Below are 16809 nucleotides of genomic sequence, written 5' to 3' on the forward strand. Positions count from 1 at the left end.
ATAAAAGTTATTTTGCTACGGCATGAAGTAGGCAACTATTCCGCTTGTTGCAGTTTCACTACATCCGCTTTTACATTAAATAATTCACCATGCAGGATCGTGAATTTGACATCTACGTCATGAATGGCATCGTTTAACCTATTCTCCACAGCGTCAAGACGGTCCATTGTTTCTTTATGGTTTCCATCTACTTTTATCTCAAGCTGATCAATTCGGTTTGAGACTCCGTCAAGTCGATTTGAGACTCCGTCAAGACGATTTGAAACATCATCAATTCGACTGGATAATTTACTCACTTGAACGGTTAACTCTTTTATTTGTGAAGAAGATTCTAAGATCGCCTGGAGAATCACTTCTTGGTCGATCGGTTTGCTCATCAACGATTCCTCCTTTCTCGACATCATTCTACATAAAAGTATACGCGATTTTGAAGTTGTTTGCATGGCTGAAATGATGCTAAAACTATCTAAAAAATCACTTTAAAAGCATGGATATTAGTAAATCAAAACCCATGAAGGGACACCGGGCGATATGATTCAAAACGTAATGCGTAATTATTTCAAAGAACCGATTACAGGCCATAAGATCTTAAGGGACAAAGAGAGACTCGTTGCGGAAGTGGAAGTGGATGGGAAAACTTTTTACTTGAAGGGTGAAAAGCAGTCTGCTGCATTTGTAGAGAAAATGATCGGGTTCATTGATATGATGAGAAATGCTAAGTTGCCGTTCTCCATGTCGAAGTTGACGTTAGATGGTAAACCGTATGTTGAGCACGACGGTTTGATTTTTTATTCTTGAAGAAAAAGGGAAAGGGAAGCCAATGGAAGCACTGCGGCTGAAGCATATTCAAGAGATAGGGGCGATGTTAGGCAAACAGCATGCAGCCTCTATGCGAAGCGCTTTTAGCTTTGGCAGGGGAACAAGTTGGGGCATGTTTGGTGGGAATGAAACAGAGGAACTTGGCGATTATGATGAAAATGAATTGTGCTATTGGGATCTTGTTAGTGCCGTTGAAGACAAGTATGAAAAAGAAATGTCTTTGATTCAAGAACTTTATAAGAAAAGAAGAGCGGTTCTTCAAGCTGAATGGGCAGCTCTTCCTAAAGGAGCTGTCCAAGGAGATCTTTTACCGTATAATCTTTTATTTCAACAGGACAGAATTTCCGCCATTTTTGATTTCGACATCGCGGGAGATGAGGTCTTAGTGAATGAATGTGTTGGTAATGCGATTTTTTTGGCGTGGCATCACGAATTCGAAGGGTTGGAAAGCCCCAAGGAACGTTACGATGCATACATGGATGCTTATTATTCAGAAAGGCCGTTTTCTGATTGTGAGAAGGAAATGATCCCTCATTTATTTGCCATTATCCGTGCGTTTCGTTATGACCGGATAGAAGAAGGGATTGAGAAGATGAAAAGTGGCAAGGGAAAGTCGTTTTTAAATGAATCGATTATGCTTTTATCTTAATTTGGTAGGGAGCGTTTTTCTAAGAAAATTCATGTGATAAATTGCATGGTTGAGGTATTAGGATAAAACCTATTTGTATTTTCGGAATATATATTTGCTTTTAGCTAAGAGTGTGGTAAAATACATAGTAACTATATTTCAACAAAAAATAAGAGGTGCTTTTTGTGAGTGCGGTAGGTTTCTAAATAGGAAAATGATATGAAATAAATGCGTAATCAATATGACAAAAGGAACATATGTACAGATGTATTGATGTGAGTGTACATACCTAATTTCCCTTGTCTTATTTTGTTATGGATTTATTTCAACCCCTATGAGGATACCTACTATACTTTATGAAGCGTGTAATGATGCTAAAATAACTGTTTTTTGATGACGGTTTATTTTGGCTTTTATTACACATGCCAAGTAAATGTAAAGAGAGCTGCGGTATCATCACCGCGGCTTTTTTGTTTGTTTTTTATAGAAGTGATTAGTTGAAATATAGTGGGTAGGTATCTTCATTATGAGTTCAATCAATCATAGTGAGGAGCATAAAAGTGAATCATACAACTTATGAAAAGTTGCAGTACAACGAATTAAAAGAAATGGTTAAATCTTATTGTGTCAGCGGGTTAGGAAAAAGGCAAATCGATAAATTGGAACCGATCTCAAATATCAAGGTCGTTAAAAATCGATTGAATGAAACAACTGAAGCAAGAGCGATATTGGATACGGATCGTCATGTTCCGTTTTTAGGGATTACCAATATCGAAAGTAGCATTTTGCATCTCGAAAAAGGCATGATCTTGAATCCGGGCGAACTCGTTAGTATATCGGATTTTTTAAGAGGATGTAGAAAGATTAAACGATTCATGTTGGATAAGAAATTTTTTGCACCAGTGCTATCAGCGTATGCAAATTCAATGTCCGAATTTGAGGCGGTAGAAGAAGAAATCAACTTCTCGATTAAAGGAAATAGCATTGATTCTGCTGCAAGCAAAAAATTAAAGCGAATTCGACAAAACATTGCAATAGCTGAGGAAAAAATAAAAGAACGTTTAAATAAATTTCTAAATAGCAGCGCCAATAAAAATTACATTCAAGACTTTTTCATTAGCAAGAAAGATGATCGATATACAATTCCGATTAAGGCGTCTTACAAAAATCAAGTGTCAGGGACGATTGTTGAAGTATCATCGAAAGGTTCTACAGTCTTTATGGAGCCAAATACAATTACGAAACTAAACGGGGAACTTGCTAGTCTAAAAGCGGAAGAAGCTATGGAAGAATATCAAATACTGTCTACATTGACTGGAATGATTTTAGAAAATCTTCATCCAATCAAAATAAACATTGACCTTATTAGCCAATACGATATGGTATTTGCAAAAGCAAAATTTAGTAAAGAAATTGGCGGGGTAGCGCCTAAACTAAACGATTATGGATACATCAAGCTAATTCGTGCAAAACACCCACTCTTAACAGATGAGGCTGTACCGCTTGATTTTGAAATCGGGAAACGTTACAGAAGTTTGATTATTACAGGGCCAAACGCCGGAGGGAAAACGATCGTCCTTAAAACGATTGGATTGCTCACATTGGCAGTCATGTCAGGATTTCATATTCATGCAAATAAGGAAACGGAAATTGCGGTTTTTGAAAATATCTTTGTAGAGATTGGTGATAACCAAAGTATTGAAAATGCATTAAGCACATTTTCATCTCATATGAAAAACCTTTCGGAGATTATGGGGGCGTCCAATAACAATACCCTTTTACTTTTTGATGAAATCGGAAGCGGTACGGAACCAAACGAAGGTGCAGCACTTGCAATTTCGATTTTAGAGGAATTCTATCATATGGGCTGTATCACAGTGGCAACAACTCACTACGGTGAAATTAAACGTTTTTCGGAAATGCATGATGACTTTATGAATGCTGCCATGCAATTTAATAGCGAAACATTAGAACCTTTGTATAAGCTAGTCATTGGAAAGTCAGGGGAAAGCAATGCCCTTTGGATTTCTAAAAGGATGAATATGCGAGAAAATGTATTGCAAAGGGCAAAAGAGTATATTGAAAATAAAGAGTATCGTTTAGCACGCGTAAATGAGCAGAAAATAAGGAAGCCGAAGATTGTGACTGGGCAAGCGGAGGAAAAATATGACTATCAAAAAGGGGATCGTGTAACATTATTGGACTTTGATGATGTTGGAATTGTTTATAAAGAAATGGATAAATTCTATAATGTGACTGTGTTTTACAATGAGGAATTTATTGAAGTCAATGGTAAACGTCTCCGTTTGGAATTGCGAGCGAAGGATTTATACCCAGAAGGATATGATTTAGAAACGTTGTTTGTTGATTATAGCGTACGGAAAATGGAGCACGATATTGCACGAGGTTCAAAGAAAGCACTTCGTAAAATTCAAAAGGAAATAAGGAAGAATAAAGAATAAGAAAAGCTGAAAATAGTAATGAAAAGCTTATCACTCGATAGAATAAATTAAGGAGTTCGTTAATACGATAGCTTTGAAATTCTGAAGCGAACTGTGTCTTAGAGTTTGTAAAATGATTTATGCGTTTCGGGAGGAGTTTATGCGCTGATTTGTTCATTTATGAGTATTCCTTACGTTTTATAAGGGGTTCAACAGACTTATGCGCTTTCGGAATGCTTTATGCGTAAGTAGGGAAGTTATTGTCCACAAAAGTAACGGGTAGCCAATTCAATTGCTTAATGGCTACCCGTTCGCTTATTTTTTCCATGAACGAACTTATTTTACAAGGGTTCATGCAAGTTTCTGCGTCGTCTTTTTTCATGCTGGTCGATGACGCTCGTTCCGACAAGATCGCCAGCAACGTTCAGCGCTGTTGCACCCATGCCGACAAGGGCATCGATTGCAGTAAGCAAGGCGACAGCCTCCATTGGCAAGCCAAGTTGGACGAAGACCGTTGCAATCATAATAATGCCGGCACCGGGTACTCCAGCTGTTCCGATGGATGAAAGTGTGCCGATTAGGACAACCATTAGCATATCGGACAAACTGAGCGGATTGCCTGAAATATTTGCTGCGAAAACAGCGGATACTGCAATCCGGATGGCTGCGCCGTCCATATTGACCGTTGCACCTAAAGGCAGACTAAAGCTATATAGACTTTTAGAAATGTTCAACTTTTCAGCAGCCTCCAGCGTTAGCGGCAGCGTGCCGGTGCTGCTTTGTGTGACAAATGCGGTTGCTATAGGTGTTCGTGCGTACTTGAAAAAATCATGAAGCGGTACTTTAAATAGCGACATAATGACAATATAGAAGACGATATGGAATAAAAGAGCGATATAAAAAACGCCGATCATGCCACCTAAAGAAACGAGTGTATCCATTCCTTGGCTTCCTACTGTATTTGCCATAATTGCAAAAATGCCAATCGGTATATATTGAAGAATCGCTCTCAAAATAAGAAGTGAAGCCTCATTTAATGCAGTGACGATCTTCATAGCTATATCGCCTAATTCGGATAGGGTTGGATTGGCTCGCATTGCGGAAAAGGCAATGCCGAATACGAGTGCTGTAAAGATGATGCCTAATAAATTCATTTCCGTGAAGGCTGTTATAATATTCGAAGGAACAATATTGAGAAGGACGGAGCCGATGCCTGGATTTTCAGGCACATCGACTTTTTCCGAACCTGTCAAATGCATGCCAGTGCCTGGTTCAAAAATGCTCGCGACAATTAACCCGACAACGATAGCGAGAGCAGAACTCACTGTATAGTAGACGAAAACTTTTATACCCATTCTGCCTAAGTCACCGAGTGTCGTTTGATTGACGCCGACAATGAGCGTAAAGAAGATTAGAGGCAAAATGAGAAAGGTTAGCAGACGGATGAGCAAATCTCCTAATGGTGCCAATATAGCAGCTTGCTCGCCAAGCATAAGTCCGGCAATGATGCCGAGGATAAGGGCTATTGTTATTTTCAATAGTAAAGATATTCGTAAATAAGAACGGATTATTTTTTTCATGGTTATGGCCTCCAATGAATAGAGATCGGGACGTCATTCCTTTTATAATGTGGCATCTGTTGGAAACTATGTATCGATATTTGAGTGTTCGCTCGGAATGATGATGCCGTCAGTATGTGAATTTCCTTAAATGTTTTAAAATAAACGTTGAAGGATGGTTCAAAGAAATTTGGTGAAAAAACAGCATATGAAGTATCGTAGAGGGAAGAAGTTATCGAATGCAGGATGATTTTCTTTATTGAAGAAATGAGGGCATTGACATTTTGTTTAGCGGTGAAGGAGACATCATCGCTGGTTTGTATTTAAGACTGGTCGTAAGTTGGAGAACGACTATTTAGTTTGTAGAAAGGGACGATATTGGTGGAATGGGAAATATGTAAAGTAACAAGTAACAACAAAGAAGAGCTATTGTCATTGCGTGTGGCGGAAGAGCAAATGCAGTTCATCGAGACGATTGAGGAAAGCCTTTTAGAAGCAGCGCAATGGAAGGAGTTTCGGCCAGTCGGTTTATATGTTGATGGTGTACCGGTCGGTTTTGCTATGTATGGTTTTTTAGGTGATGGCAAGGGAGGCGGCAATTTGTGGATTGATCGCTTATTAATTGATGAAAACTTTCAAGGAAGAGGATATGGCCGTCATTTTATGGAGCTGTTAATTCAACGGGTGCTGGACGAATATGGTGAGCAGCCGATTTATTTAAGTGTCTATCCAGAAAATACAGATGCTATTCGACTGTACGAGAAGTTAGGATTTGTATTTATTGGCGAATATGATACGAAAGGTGAACAAATTATGCGGAAGAGCAGTTAATTGCTGAATTGGGGCCATCGCATAAAACGTTTCTCATCGATGGCTAATCAATGGTATTTAAAAAATCTACACTTGTTAAAGTAAATAAATGCGCTTATCGGCAGTTTAATGTTATAGTTAGAAAGTATATTTACAAGTGAGTAGGTGAACAGCATGATTGAAGTAAAGACGTCTGCACTTAGTGATGGAGAATTCAATAGAGGGGTATTTGCTACATGTGATATTAAAAAGGGAACGATGGTGCACGAAGCTCCCGTCATTGCATACCCAAATGACCAACACGCCTACATTGAACAAACGTTAATCGCTGACTATGCTTTTGAGTATGGAATAAATCATTCTGCAATCCTCTTAGGATATGGAATGCTGTTTAATCATTCCTATGAGCCGAATGCTACGTACGAAATTAGCTTTGAGAAGCACACGTTTGACTTTTATGCGTATACAGATATCAAAGCTGGGGAAGAAATTTTAATTAATTATAATGGTGACGTGGATGATAAAGAACTTCTGTGGTTTGATCAGAAGTAACCCTATTTCGCACATCACCGTTTTGAGCGACGCAAGGATGATTCGATTCTTGCGTCTTTTTTATGGTTATCGCCATTTTTATGCTCTTTCTTTGAATCAAAATCGATCACTGCCTTCGCAATGATGCCAATGAGGCCGATCATGATCCCTGTACCAACGATCAAATACATAATGGTGAACACTTTTCCAATCGTCGTTGTTGGACTTAGCCCTGTTTCTACACCGGTCGGAATGAGACTGACCGTTCCAAAATAGATCGCATCTATGGTCGTCCATCCTTCCACTTTCGTATAAAATAGTGTGCCGGACAAAACGATGAGCAACAATGTAAAGAGCAATGATTTAAATACTGGATGGGCGAAAGACTTCACAATCGCACCGATCAATCGAATTGCTGTTAAGAAAAATGAGACCATTACGTATCCTCTTCCAATTAAAGTTTTTCTGTTTTAATTCTTGGCGAAACTTAGCTAAGTTAATCGGATAGGAGGATCGGCTGCTTTTTACAAAATGTTTAGAGGCTCCAAAAGCGCATTTTATCTTATTTAATATGTATTCTAAGCCATTCCATGAATTTTTTAAGTAGCGGATATTCCTTAAAGAAGTAGTGAAAATAGCATAAGCTCTCTTTAGCATGAAACAAATATATTGTATTGATGCACATATAAAATTATTGTTTTGAAAAAGAGAAAGTTGTATGATAATTGACGTAGCGCCTTTGCAAAAGAAGGCGATATTTCGGGAGGTGATGTGAAGATGGCAAATCAAATGGCATTGCTATCTTCTAAAAAAACTCATGCAAAGATAGATGAAGAAAAGGCGATGCTTTGCATGGGGCGAATGGTTGATTAATCGCTTAAAATGAAGTTTCTCCATTTCTGATTGTAAATCTTTGCACTTTGTTTGAGCATAATGAAAACAGAGGAGCTGACAGAAATGAAGAGTGAACAATTTATTAGAAACGATCAATATAATGTAATAAAACGACAAGTATGGCAATTGGTGAATGGACATTCGACTGTCAATGATCAGCAAGTCATTGGTGCACTTGAATCACTGTCTATCGAAAAAGTAGGCGATTTATTTACAGAGTTGACGGACGAACAAAAAGAGATTCTCAATCAACTTGCTAAAATTGACGATAAAGAAGCAGCCGAACGATATTTGTCGGAGCTACAGTCCTATATTATTCCGTTCCAACAACCATCGGAGCAAAGATTGAAAAAGCTGTTTCCAAAGGCGAAAAAGCTGAAGCTGCCGAAAGATGGCATAAATTTTAATAGAATGACTTATTTCAGTTACGATGATATTGGAACGAAAAAAAGATATATGATCATGCCGACAGAGAAGGGTATGATTGGGCTGACGGGTACGTACGAGGAAACAAATACTAAGCAAATATGCGCAATTTGTAACAGATTAACCCTATCTTATATGTTTATGACAAAAACAAAGGGTGAAATCGTCGGTACGTATACGAAAAAAGGGAACTACATTTGCCAGGATACCGAAGATTGTAATCATCATTTGCTCTCTTTGGATAAAATATATGACTTTGTTGAGAATATAAAATAAAGCAAAAGAGCTGCCCCAAGCTGGTCATTGACCTACTTGCGGGGCAGCTCTTTTTGCAATGAACTTATAAATCCCGTAGCTCTAAAATTTCTCCAGTGACAGCATCGACAGCTTGCTCGGAGTCGATCAGTCCGCATAAAATATACTTCTTAGACTCTGTGTCATACACATAAACAGGATCAAGCGTAATAGAAGGAACCATCTTTTCGAAAGCCGTATCGTGGTCAATCAGCGGTTTAGGTGCAGGTGCGAATGAATCGAATATGTCAAACATCTTCTCGTTGTTGAATAGATTGACGACCGTCATGGACTCCCTTTCGATAAAAAGTCCTATCTTTGGCCGGAAAAGTGCATTGTCCGTATTGGCCGCATAACAGTACGCCTCGATATGTGAATAGGCGGGGCGCAGTTCTTTCAATCGCCACTTCCCGCTATCATCCGGATATTCCATCCGCAATGCGTCACGGATAATATTCACGCAGATGCCAACTTGTTCATCCGTTAAGCCAATTTCTTCTTGCGTGTCCTCATTGAAGGCCTCATCAGCGGTTGCTTCCGAGGAAAGATCGATATATTTTCTCTCGATTTTTCCACGTAACGGTTCATCCCATTCCATCAAATGATCGACTTCCATTCCCCGTTCATCGAATAGAAAAGGCAGGCAACGTTTGCCATCAGCGGTTACGTAAACTTCGTCGATTGCATAAACCGGTACAAATTTCTTTTCAGCCTCGGAAGGAATGTTGACAAGTGTAAGATGTGCTTTGACGGTCGGTTCGATTTCTTCGAGTGTTAAGTTGAAATTCTGTTTTTCAATTTGGGATAAATCCAGTGCGACTCCAAAAGTAGAGAAGGAAAGAAGTTTCCCGTCATCCGTAATTTTTACATTCAGATGGAAGCTTGGTGAAATTCGGATCCCATCCACACGAGAGATAAATTGAAACTCGTCTTCACTCGCTTGTTCCGCGAAAAAATCTTGACCATACGTCAAGCCTGTTTGCCTTTCCAACCAACTCGCAATTTCCTCAATTGTTTTTTCTTGAAAAGGATGGGCCGTTGAGTAAGATTTCCCCATTACAAAAACAACATTTGTAAAACGATCTTGTTGGATGTCGTAATCAATACTAGCAGTGCCATCAGGATTTTCATCCTCTTCGATCGGTCCGTCGTACTCGACAGGAAACCATTCCATATTCATTTCATAACCTTTTCCATTCCTCTTTTTATAAAATGAATACCTTTTTAGGTCATATTTTTCAAGCCCAAATTCAATGCGCGCCTTATCGGCGATTGCTTGTACCCGTTTGTCCATAAAAATACCCTCCGATCATCGTTGCTTTCATTATAGCAATACAATTATGAAACGATAATAAAAAATAACTTTATGCTGAAGCTTAAAAGTGGAATCGAATAGAGAGAAAATTCAACGATTGTATTATTGTTAGTCCTACTTCATTATAAATAAAAAGATTATAGAATATATGGAGGGTTGCTGATGGACAAATGTATAGAATAGGTGTAAGTAACGATCGAATAAATACTTTCTATCCTTTTTATGAAAATATCTAAAATAATGAAGGGAGTAGTATATGCTTACGATCACCACATACATTGAACAAAAAAATTTGGATTCGTTCTACTTTACCAAAGAAAATTTTCAAGACTATTTTATTTCCTTAAATGACACATTATCAACTCAAGTTGTTAATAGAAGATTAAAAAAGCATAAGGGCCATAGGTTAGAGGGAGTAGTCATTATTCAAACAAACGATACTGTTATGACTGATTTTATGGATTGGGATGATATTGATTTAATGTGGATTGGTATCCTGCAAATGATGTTGGAGTATAAAAAAACAGGTGTTGGAAAGCACTTTATGGCCATTAACAATCATGAATGGACTATTAAAAAAGTCATTACAAATCCAGAGAACTTGATTCTATTTAGAGTAAAAAGAAATCCTCTGATTTTTGAAGGCACAAACCTTTACAAAATTCATAAAGAAACAAAAAACGTTATTAATGAAAAAGAGTTTTTTTCTGAAATTCTTCAGGCTGCTAATGAATTTATTTGTTTTAGAGAAAAACTATTTAAAATCGGGAGTATAGGCAAGTTGAAAGAATTAATGTCTGAAATTCAATTCGATGATCATGAGGAGAGGAAGTAGTACAATCACTAGTTTTTCATTTAAGTCGCCCTTTCAATCTATTGATGTTAGAAAGTGTGGCTTGTCTAATGTTCCCTATGCATGATCAGTATCCTTTTCATTCTGGCAAATAATCAATCATAAACACCTATGTTATTCCTACTTTTAAAGTAAATAGAAAGCCATAGGTGTTTTTACGTTATGTGTTTCGGAATTGTAGTGGAATTATTGAATAACAATTACGCCATCTTTTGTTTCGGTAGAAAGTATATTAGAACCAGCGCCAATAAGATGTGTTTTGTTATCGTATTTTGGTAATGAAATCTTTATATTTTCACCGTTGTTAGTAATTGAAGTGAGGTTAATTGAAGCCCATGAAGGAGATATTACTGTAGAGAGCGCATTGCAATTAGGCACTAAATTCACAATAACATTGCCGATGTTACGGTGTTAGGAAGTTCAAACTCCAACGCAATTCCGTCAAAGCGAAATTGATCGATACAATGAATAAACCCCTTTAGATCAACCTATTGATGTAAAGGGATTTTTGAATTCTATTTGGTTGCCAAATACAAGTTATTACCTATCTCTGCTGATAAGACGCCAAAATTATGCATAGAGTGGAAATAAAGCTCCAAGTACGAATTAGGAGGGAGGAGCCTATGCAAAAGAAACTCTTTTGCCAATTGTTTCTTAGTACATGCCTATTAGCCGCTTGTTCGTATGATAGTGAAAAAGCGTTGCAAAATGGAGATGTTATTAATATGCACGGTCCGGTTTACAATGCCACAGTCTTTGAAGAGTTCCTAAAGAGTGTCCAAGCGAAAAGCGCAGCCACTGTCCGAATTGCCAATTATACGCCAAATGGAAATCCGACATTGTACGATGTATCTTTTGATGGAACTGTATTCGAACTAAAAATCGATCGGTCGAAAAATAAAGAACGGAGGGACAGCCCTGCCATAGAGAGTGTAATTTGTACCGATATAGTGACCGAGGAGGGGCAACAATTATTTAGCTATACATTGGAAGGGTGTGAGTCAGGAGAAGATAGCGATCGCTTTACACTACTAAATGTTTTGAAAGATCAAGACCATGACCATAATCATTAGTACTATATAGTAGAAAAAGCGACATCCAAGCTATTCAAGCTAATGGACGCCGCTTTTTCTTTATTTCATTGGCAAGTCGAATGTAACCGATTTTTCTTTGAACAAATTTTTCGCATCGCTATCCTTCAGCGGACCGAATTGGAGTTGCAGTTCTTTCAATAGACCGAACTCATCTTTTCGGAAAAGGTAGACTGATAGAATTTCCTCTGATTCACCTGGCTGTAAGTCGCCATATTGAGTCGGTTCCAACATTCCTTGAGATGACATTGTGCCTCGGTTCTGATCCAAGATGAGTCGTTTTTCAATCAATGATTTTGCAATCGCTTCATTGCTGTCGTTCTTAACTTGGAATTTTGCTGTCAGTGCAACGAGCGGACCGTCGCCGAAGTTGACAAATCGACCTTCATTCGCAGTTGTCGGTGTTATATCAGCGTATTGGACTCCTTCAAGTGTAATACTCACTTCATCGATTTTCTGTGTTTCATTCATATCTTCTTTAGAAAAAAACAGTTCTTTATCCGCAATTGTGTCTGTTACCATCTTATCTGCGTAAAGTGCAGCGCTTTTTGAAGCTTTTTCTGCTCCATCTTCGTTAAATGGAATTTTAAAAACAGCGTCATTGCCGATGCGTTTTTTGAAGTCATCCTCTAACATTGGAATGTCAATCGTGTACGTCGGAGCCAATAGGCGTTCGTACTGAGCTTTCGTCATTGTATAGGCTTGCATTCCAGTATATGTGCCAGGGCCGTATTGACGGGTAACATCTTCATTATCGCCTTTCAGCCAGTCATCCCGATCGACAAGACCAATTTTCATATACAAGTTTTCTGTACCATCATCTGAAAGCATCATTGTACTCGCATTGAAAAATACATCTTCATCCAAATTGTTTTCGAATCGCAGTTTGTATGTAATGACGTATCCTTCATCTTCGTCGTCAAAATAATGTTTGACCGATTCGTTCATGTTGGTCACATGGGCGATTTGGTATTCTTCAATCGCAATTTTCACTTTATCCGAATACTTGTGGACTAAGTTCGGGTCTGAATTTGCAAACACAATTTCAATATCCCCGCCTGTTTCTTCTTCTAAATACGGATTCATATTTTCAAAGGAATCTCCACTTGTATCTTTTTCTACTGTTTCTGTATTGTCTTTCGTTTCGTCTTCATCAGGTTTATTATCTTGATTGTCATTTTCCTGTTCAGCTACTACTTTTTTTGGCTGTGCAGCAGCGGAAACATCTCCATCCTTCTCTTGCGACTTTCCGCATGCGCCGAGGATGAGAATAGCAGCCATGATGCTGCCGATCATCATTCGTTTCAGATTCATGTATTGCACTCCTTTGTACAAATAATTTCCTAATAATTGTAACAGTTAATTGGTTGACAAAAAGAACTGTTTTTAAAATGAGCCTTAAGTGGTTGATTTTACCAATGGGTATTTAATAAGTCCTGAAATAAAGGCGACGTTAGTAAAGTAATGCACTTGTGATTTTGGTCCAAAACTACCTATCGAAGAGGAAATCGGTAAAGTGTTCAATTTCTTTTTATGAAAAAAATGTACAATGGAATAGATCGAATGGAAATGAAAGATTTTGCTTTAAAGAGGGATGCTTGTTATATCATTTGAAGGGATGAGATTATGTTGTATTTAGCAACAATTTCAAAAGATAATTGGATAGATGCCATTTCATTGAGGGTTCGGGAAGATCAAGTGAACTTCGTCGCATCAAATGCTGTTTCGCTTGCACAATTAAATTTTCTTGAAGGCTTCCATGCGAAGGGGATATACGCTGAAAAGGAAATGGTTGGATTTGCAATGTACGGAGTCGAAGAAGATGACGGTGAGTATTGGATCTATCGAATGATGATTGATCAAAAACATCAAGGCAAAGGATACGGAAAACGAGCGATTCAACTAATTATCGAAGATATTCTGAACATGAAATCGGATCGTCATCAGAACATTTCTTTATCATACGAACCGGAAAATAAAGTCGCGAAACAACTTTATTAGCAAATAGGGTTTCAGGAAGTGGAAGGCTTCTTGATTGAAGGGGAACAAGTAGCCCGCTATACGTTTTAGAAAAAACGGTTCGACAATGTGTTTTGATTGAAAAAGGATTGTTTATAAGGTCGGTGAAATAGGACACTTTTATTTGTTGTAAGCCGAATCGTCAAAAAGAAAATAAGTATTTGTAGGGATCGAAATAAGTTAGGGGGTATGGAGAATGAAAATTGAAGAAGAGAGACGAATAGCGAAACGAATGCCTGAGCTTCGTAGAAAAGAATTGACTTCAAGACTGACATCCGAAGAACAACAGGAGCTTGATTTGATGGTGGCAATAAAAGCGGAAAGTTATCCAGATAGGACGAAACTGCAATACGCAGAAACGGTCAGATTGACGGCTATCCGAAACTTTACGTTTAAAGAGGTTACACGGAAAAAATCACTGTTTCAAAAGATGCTGAAGCAGGAGAACTTGAAAGAATATGAGCTATTGATCCAAGACGAGGATACAGACGTGGCACAATATGAGCTTCATTTTACATTTGCGTTGGAAATCCGGCAGTTGATGGAAGAGGTTGGGCTCTCGTATGACTGGCCAAAAATGTTACCTGCAATTGACGATTTGGCCTATTCGGACGTCATGGAAGAAGACGATAAAGCGTGGTTTGAATCACTTCCAGACTATAGTTGGTGTAGCGCCAAACTACAAGAGGCAAGTGGACTTCAAGAGAAGGCGGCTGCTCACGGTGAGGAGATGGTCCAGACGATTGATTGGCTGCAGACATACTGGGAAAATGGGTATCAGATTTATGCAGATATTGATCCTTATGATAATAATGACGGTTGGGAATGAAATATATAAATTGATTACTCAAAGGTAGTTTCAAGAGTAGTGGCTTTCTGATCCGCATACAACACACTGTGATGGGATGTGTTTGTGAGATGATTTATGCGTGTGGGTGGCCGTTTATGCGTTTGCGATGTCGTTTATGGTGCCGAGGAGTTCATTTTAGTAGTGAACGACGAAGGAAAGCTGTATAAACATAAGAGCATAACGAAAATGCTATTCCTCTGATAAGATGAAAGAAAAAACGGCGGTGATTCGAGTGAAAGAGAAAATATTGATTATTGAGGATGAAGAAAATATCGCGCGCGTATTGCAGTTGGAGCTTGAATTCGAAGGATATGAAACAGGTGTTGCATATACGGGGCCTGATGGGCTCATTAAATATCGTGAACAGGCGTGGGACTTAGTGTTGCTCGATCTTATGCTGCCTGGGCTGAATGGACTTGACGTTCTACGACGGATACGGGCGACCGAGTCGAATACCCCTGTCATATTATTGACTGCGAAGGGCGAGTTGGAGGATAAAGTTGCAGGACTTGACTTAGGTGCAAATGACTATGTAACAAAGCCATTTGAAATCGAGGAACTGCTTGCAAGAATCCGTTCGGCAATCCGGTTTTCAACACCAGCGGTCAAGGAAAAGGACGAATATCTCCACGAGTTTGCAGGTTTGTCAATCCACGAGCAAACACGTGAAGTGAAGCGGGACGGGGTGTTGCTTGATTTGACGCCGAGGGAATACGACTTGCTGCTTCATTTGCTAAAACATCCAAATCAAGTCCTTACACGGGAACAGTTGTTGGACGCTGTTTGGGGCTACGACTATTTCGGCGATACAAATGTCGTCGATGTGTACATTCGTTACGTACGGAAAAAAATCGATAACGGGGAAAAGCAATCGTTCATCCAAACCGTCCGTGGCGTCGGCTATGCATTAAAGGAACCGGTCCATGAAGCTTAAAACGAAGATTCACCTATACTCTACGCTTCTTATGCTTGTCATACTTACCGTAACGAACATTGGCATCTATTTTGTATTCGAAAAGATGGGGCATCGTACGGAATATTACCAGATGATCGTCCGTTCAAAGGAGCTCACGACGTCTCTTAGCCAAATGAACGATGAAAAGGATGCGCGGACGATTATTATTGCACATGTACCAGCGAACGGTGCAATCCGGATTGTCGATGATCAAGGCAAGACGATTGTCACAACACAATCTGAACTTGGATTGACTGAGGGGAATTTTGTTATTAACCCGAAAGAGCGTTACACGATCGGAAGCTTTAATGAAATAAAGACAATGGCAATCACTGTTCCAGCAATTTGGACAAATGGTGAAGTCGTCCACATTGAAGTTTTGCAAGTAATGGAAGAATTAGAAGCGAGCTTGCGGTTGCTGAAGCTAATTTTGTTTGGCGTCACGATTGTTGCCATGGTACTGATTGTTGTGGGTCTAAGCATAACGTTAGGACGCATTGTCATACAGCCGATTGAAAAGCTAATGAAGACAATGTCTGACAGCAGGCGGTTAGGAACGTATGAAAAAATTTCTATATCTGCTAAAGGCAAGGATGAACTGTCACAAATGGGCAGGACATTCAATGACATGATGGAGCAGTTGGAACAAAATTATAAAAAGCAAGAGCAGTTCGTTTCAAATGCTTCTCATGAACTAAAAACACCGCTCACAGTTATCGAAAGCTATTCACGGCTCTTATCTCGTCAAGGGTTTGACAATCGTGCGGTGGCGGAGGAAGCCGTCAATGCAATTATAAGCGAATCGGTGAGGATGAAAGAGATGATTGCCCAAATGCTGTCACTTGCAAAAAATAATGAAAAATTGACTTTTGAATTTGCAGAGACGGAAGTCCGATCAGTTGTCGAGAAAGTGGTGCAGCCGATGCGTCAGGCGTACGCGAGGGATTTTACGATTGAAGGGGAAGGGCCCATTGAGCTGCGTACAGATGAAAACCAGTTAAAGCAGCTACTTTTTATTTTATTGGATAATGCTCGTAAATATAGTAAAAGAGAAATTAAAACAATAATTCGCAGCAATGAGGATAGCGTTGAAATTTCGGTAATGGATTACGGACAAGGAATACCGGAACAGCATTTGCCTCATATTTTTGACCGTTTTTACCGTGTCGATGAAGACCGAAACCGAAAAACAGGCGGCAGCGGGTTAGGGCTTGCGATCGCTAAGGAAATCGCTACGGGACTTGGAGCGCAGTTGAAAATTGAAAGTATCGTCGGAATGGGAACAACCATTCGTATTATCATTCCGAAAAAGTGAGGCTCTCAT

General features: G+C 39.0%; 17 protein-coding genes. 12 read left to right on the plus strand and 5 right to left on the minus strand.

Going from position 1 to position 16809, the window contains the following annotated elements:
* Positions 1–35 precede the first annotated feature (35 nt).
* Complete coding sequence (locus tag WFH04_RS11095; protein WP_336824117.1) at positions 36–377, minus strand: hypothetical protein; 342 nt, start codon at positions 375–377, stop codon at positions 36–38.
* A gap of 154 nt (positions 378–531) precedes the next feature.
* On the opposite strand from WFH04_RS11095, the gene WFH04_RS11100 reads away from it, so the two are divergent.
* The 3 genes from WFH04_RS11100 to WFH04_RS11110 all read left to right on the plus strand — a co-directional run bounded on the left by WFH04_RS11100 (position 532) and on the right by WFH04_RS11110 (position 3909).
* Complete coding sequence (locus WFH04_RS11100; protein ID WP_336824118.1) at positions 532–798, plus strand: hypothetical protein; 267 nt, start codon at positions 532–534, stop codon at positions 796–798.
* Between the two features lie 22 nt (positions 799–820).
* A complete protein-coding gene (locus WFH04_RS11105; RefSeq protein ID WP_336824119.1) occupies positions 821–1468 on the plus strand; it encodes a phosphotransferase enzyme family protein in 648 nt (215 codons plus the stop codon).
* A gap of 539 nt (positions 1469–2007) precedes the next feature.
* Positions 2008–3909 (plus strand): endonuclease MutS2, encoded by a 1902-nt coding sequence (locus WFH04_RS11110; protein ID WP_336824120.1) that lies wholly within the window; start codon positions 2008–2010, stop codon positions 3907–3909.
* 320 nt (positions 3910–4229) lie between these two features.
* Here the strand turns inward: WFH04_RS11110 and WFH04_RS11115 are convergent, their stop codons facing one another.
* Complete coding sequence (locus tag WFH04_RS11115; RefSeq protein WP_336824121.1) at positions 4230–5468, minus strand: dicarboxylate/amino acid:cation symporter; 1239 nt, start codon at positions 5466–5468, stop codon at positions 4230–4232.
* A gap of 360 nt (positions 5469–5828) precedes the next feature.
* Here WFH04_RS11115 and WFH04_RS11120 point away from each other — a divergent pair, with 360 nt between their 5' ends.
* Both WFH04_RS11120 and WFH04_RS11125 read left to right on the plus strand, forming a co-directional pair.
* Complete coding sequence (locus WFH04_RS11120) at positions 5829–6278, plus strand: GNAT family N-acetyltransferase (RefSeq protein WP_336824122.1); 450 nt, start codon at positions 5829–5831, stop codon at positions 6276–6278.
* Between the two features lie 153 nt (positions 6279–6431).
* The gene (locus WFH04_RS11125; RefSeq protein ID WP_336824123.1) at positions 6432–6809 is read left to right on the plus strand and encodes an SET domain-containing protein; all 378 of its coding nucleotides are present in this window, start codon (positions 6432–6434) and stop codon (positions 6807–6809) included.
* A gap of 14 nt (positions 6810–6823) precedes the next feature.
* Here the strand turns inward: WFH04_RS11125 and WFH04_RS11130 are convergent, their stop codons facing one another.
* Positions 6824–7225: an ion channel gene (locus WFH04_RS11130; RefSeq protein WP_336824124.1), complete on the minus strand. Its 402-nt coding sequence runs from the start codon at positions 7223–7225 to the stop codon at positions 6824–6826.
* Positions 7226–7745: 520 nt separating this feature from the next.
* On the opposite strand from WFH04_RS11130, the gene WFH04_RS11135 reads away from it, so the two are divergent.
* Positions 7746–8384, plus strand: a complete 639-nt coding sequence (locus WFH04_RS11135) for a FusB/FusC family EF-G-binding protein (RefSeq protein ID WP_336824125.1) — start codon at positions 7746–7748, stop codon at positions 8382–8384.
* Positions 8385–8448: 64 nt separating this feature from the next.
* On the opposite strand, the gene WFH04_RS11140 is transcribed toward WFH04_RS11135, so the two are convergent.
* Positions 8449–9696, minus strand: a complete 1248-nt coding sequence (locus WFH04_RS11140; protein WP_336824126.1) for a hypothetical protein — start codon at positions 9694–9696, stop codon at positions 8449–8451.
* 277 nt (positions 9697–9973) lie between these two features.
* On the opposite strand from WFH04_RS11140, the gene WFH04_RS11145 reads away from it, so the two are divergent.
* Positions 9974–10552 carry a hypothetical protein gene (locus tag WFH04_RS11145; protein ID WP_336824127.1) on the plus strand — a complete coding sequence of 193 codons (579 nt, stop codon included), beginning with the start codon at positions 9974–9976 and terminating at the stop codon, positions 10550–10552.
* 641 nt (positions 10553–11193) lie between these two features.
* The gene (locus WFH04_RS11150) at positions 11194–11643 is read left to right on the plus strand and encodes a DUF4362 domain-containing protein (RefSeq protein ID WP_336824128.1); all 450 of its coding nucleotides are present in this window, start codon (positions 11194–11196) and stop codon (positions 11641–11643) included.
* A gap of 60 nt (positions 11644–11703) precedes the next feature.
* On the opposite strand, the gene WFH04_RS11155 is transcribed toward WFH04_RS11150, so the two are convergent.
* Positions 11704–12975 carry a DUF5068 domain-containing protein gene (locus tag WFH04_RS11155; protein ID WP_336824129.1) on the minus strand — a complete coding sequence of 424 codons (1272 nt, stop codon included), beginning with the start codon at positions 12973–12975 and terminating at the stop codon, positions 11704–11706.
* Positions 12976–13290: 315 nt separating this feature from the next.
* On the opposite strand from WFH04_RS11155, the gene WFH04_RS11160 reads away from it, so the two are divergent.
* The 4 genes from WFH04_RS11160 (at position 13291) to WFH04_RS11175 (ending at position 16800) form a co-directional block, all read left to right on the plus strand.
* Positions 13291–13662, plus strand: a complete 372-nt coding sequence (locus tag WFH04_RS11160; protein WP_336824130.1) for a GNAT family N-acetyltransferase — start codon at positions 13291–13293, stop codon at positions 13660–13662.
* A 214-nt stretch (positions 13663–13876) separates the two neighbouring features.
* Positions 13877–14509, plus strand: a complete 633-nt coding sequence (locus WFH04_RS11165; protein WP_336824131.1) for a hypothetical protein — start codon at positions 13877–13879, stop codon at positions 14507–14509.
* 253 nt (positions 14510–14762) lie between these two features.
* Complete coding sequence (locus WFH04_RS11170; protein ID WP_336824132.1) at positions 14763–15464, plus strand: response regulator transcription factor; 702 nt, start codon at positions 14763–14765, stop codon at positions 15462–15464.
* Positions 15454–16800, plus strand: a complete 1347-nt coding sequence (locus WFH04_RS11175; protein ID WP_336824133.1) for a sensor histidine kinase — start codon at positions 15454–15456, stop codon at positions 16798–16800. Before WFH04_RS11170 ends, WFH04_RS11175 begins: the two co-directional genes overlap by 11 nt.
* Positions 16801–16809 lie beyond the last annotated feature (9 nt).

Origin of the sequence: Sporosarcina sp. USHLN248 (assembly GCF_037144575.1) — a bacterium.
Classification (GTDB): Bacteria; Bacillota; Bacilli; order Bacillales_A; family Planococcaceae; genus Sporosarcina; species Sporosarcina contaminans.

Bases quoted from the DNA above. Each gene is read 5' to 3' on its own strand.
- WFH04_RS11150 (WP_336824128.1), top strand. From the start codon at position 11,194: ATGCAAAAGAAACTCTTTTGCCAATTGTTTCTTAGTACATGCCTATTA.
- WFH04_RS11100 (WP_336824118.1), top strand. From the start codon at position 532: ATGATTCAAAACGTAATGCGTAATTATTTCAAAGAACCGATTACAGGC.
- WFH04_RS11145 (WP_336824127.1), top strand. From the start codon at position 9,974: ATGCTTACGATCACCACATACATTGAACAAAAAAATTTGGATTCGTTC.
- WFH04_RS11155 (WP_336824129.1), bottom strand. From the start codon at position 12,975: ATGAATCTGAAACGAATGATGATCGGCAGCATCATGGCTGCTATTCTC.
- WFH04_RS11175 (WP_336824133.1), top strand. From the start codon at position 15,454: ATGAAGCTTAAAACGAAGATTCACCTATACTCTACGCTTCTTATGCTT.
- WFH04_RS11115 (WP_336824121.1), bottom strand. From the start codon at position 5,468: ATGAAAAAAATAATCCGTTCTTATTTACGAATATCTTTACTATTGAAA.
- WFH04_RS11105 (WP_336824119.1), top strand. From the start codon at position 821: ATGGAAGCACTGCGGCTGAAGCATATTCAAGAGATAGGGGCGATGTTA.
- WFH04_RS11135 (WP_336824125.1), top strand. From the start codon at position 7,746: ATGAAGAGTGAACAATTTATTAGAAACGATCAATATAATGTAATAAAA.
- WFH04_RS11130 (WP_336824124.1), bottom strand. From the start codon at position 7,225: ATGGTCTCATTTTTCTTAACAGCAATTCGATTGATCGGTGCGATTGTG.
- WFH04_RS11165 (WP_336824131.1), top strand. From the start codon at position 13,877: ATGAAAATTGAAGAAGAGAGACGAATAGCGAAACGAATGCCTGAGCTT.
- WFH04_RS11095 (WP_336824117.1), bottom strand. From the start codon at position 377: ATGAGCAAACCGATCGACCAAGAAGTGATTCTCCAGGCGATCTTAGAA.
- WFH04_RS11125 (WP_336824123.1), top strand. From the start codon at position 6,432: ATGATTGAAGTAAAGACGTCTGCACTTAGTGATGGAGAATTCAATAGA.
- WFH04_RS11140 (WP_336824126.1), bottom strand. From the start codon at position 9,696: ATGGACAAACGGGTACAAGCAATCGCCGATAAGGCGCGCATTGAATTT.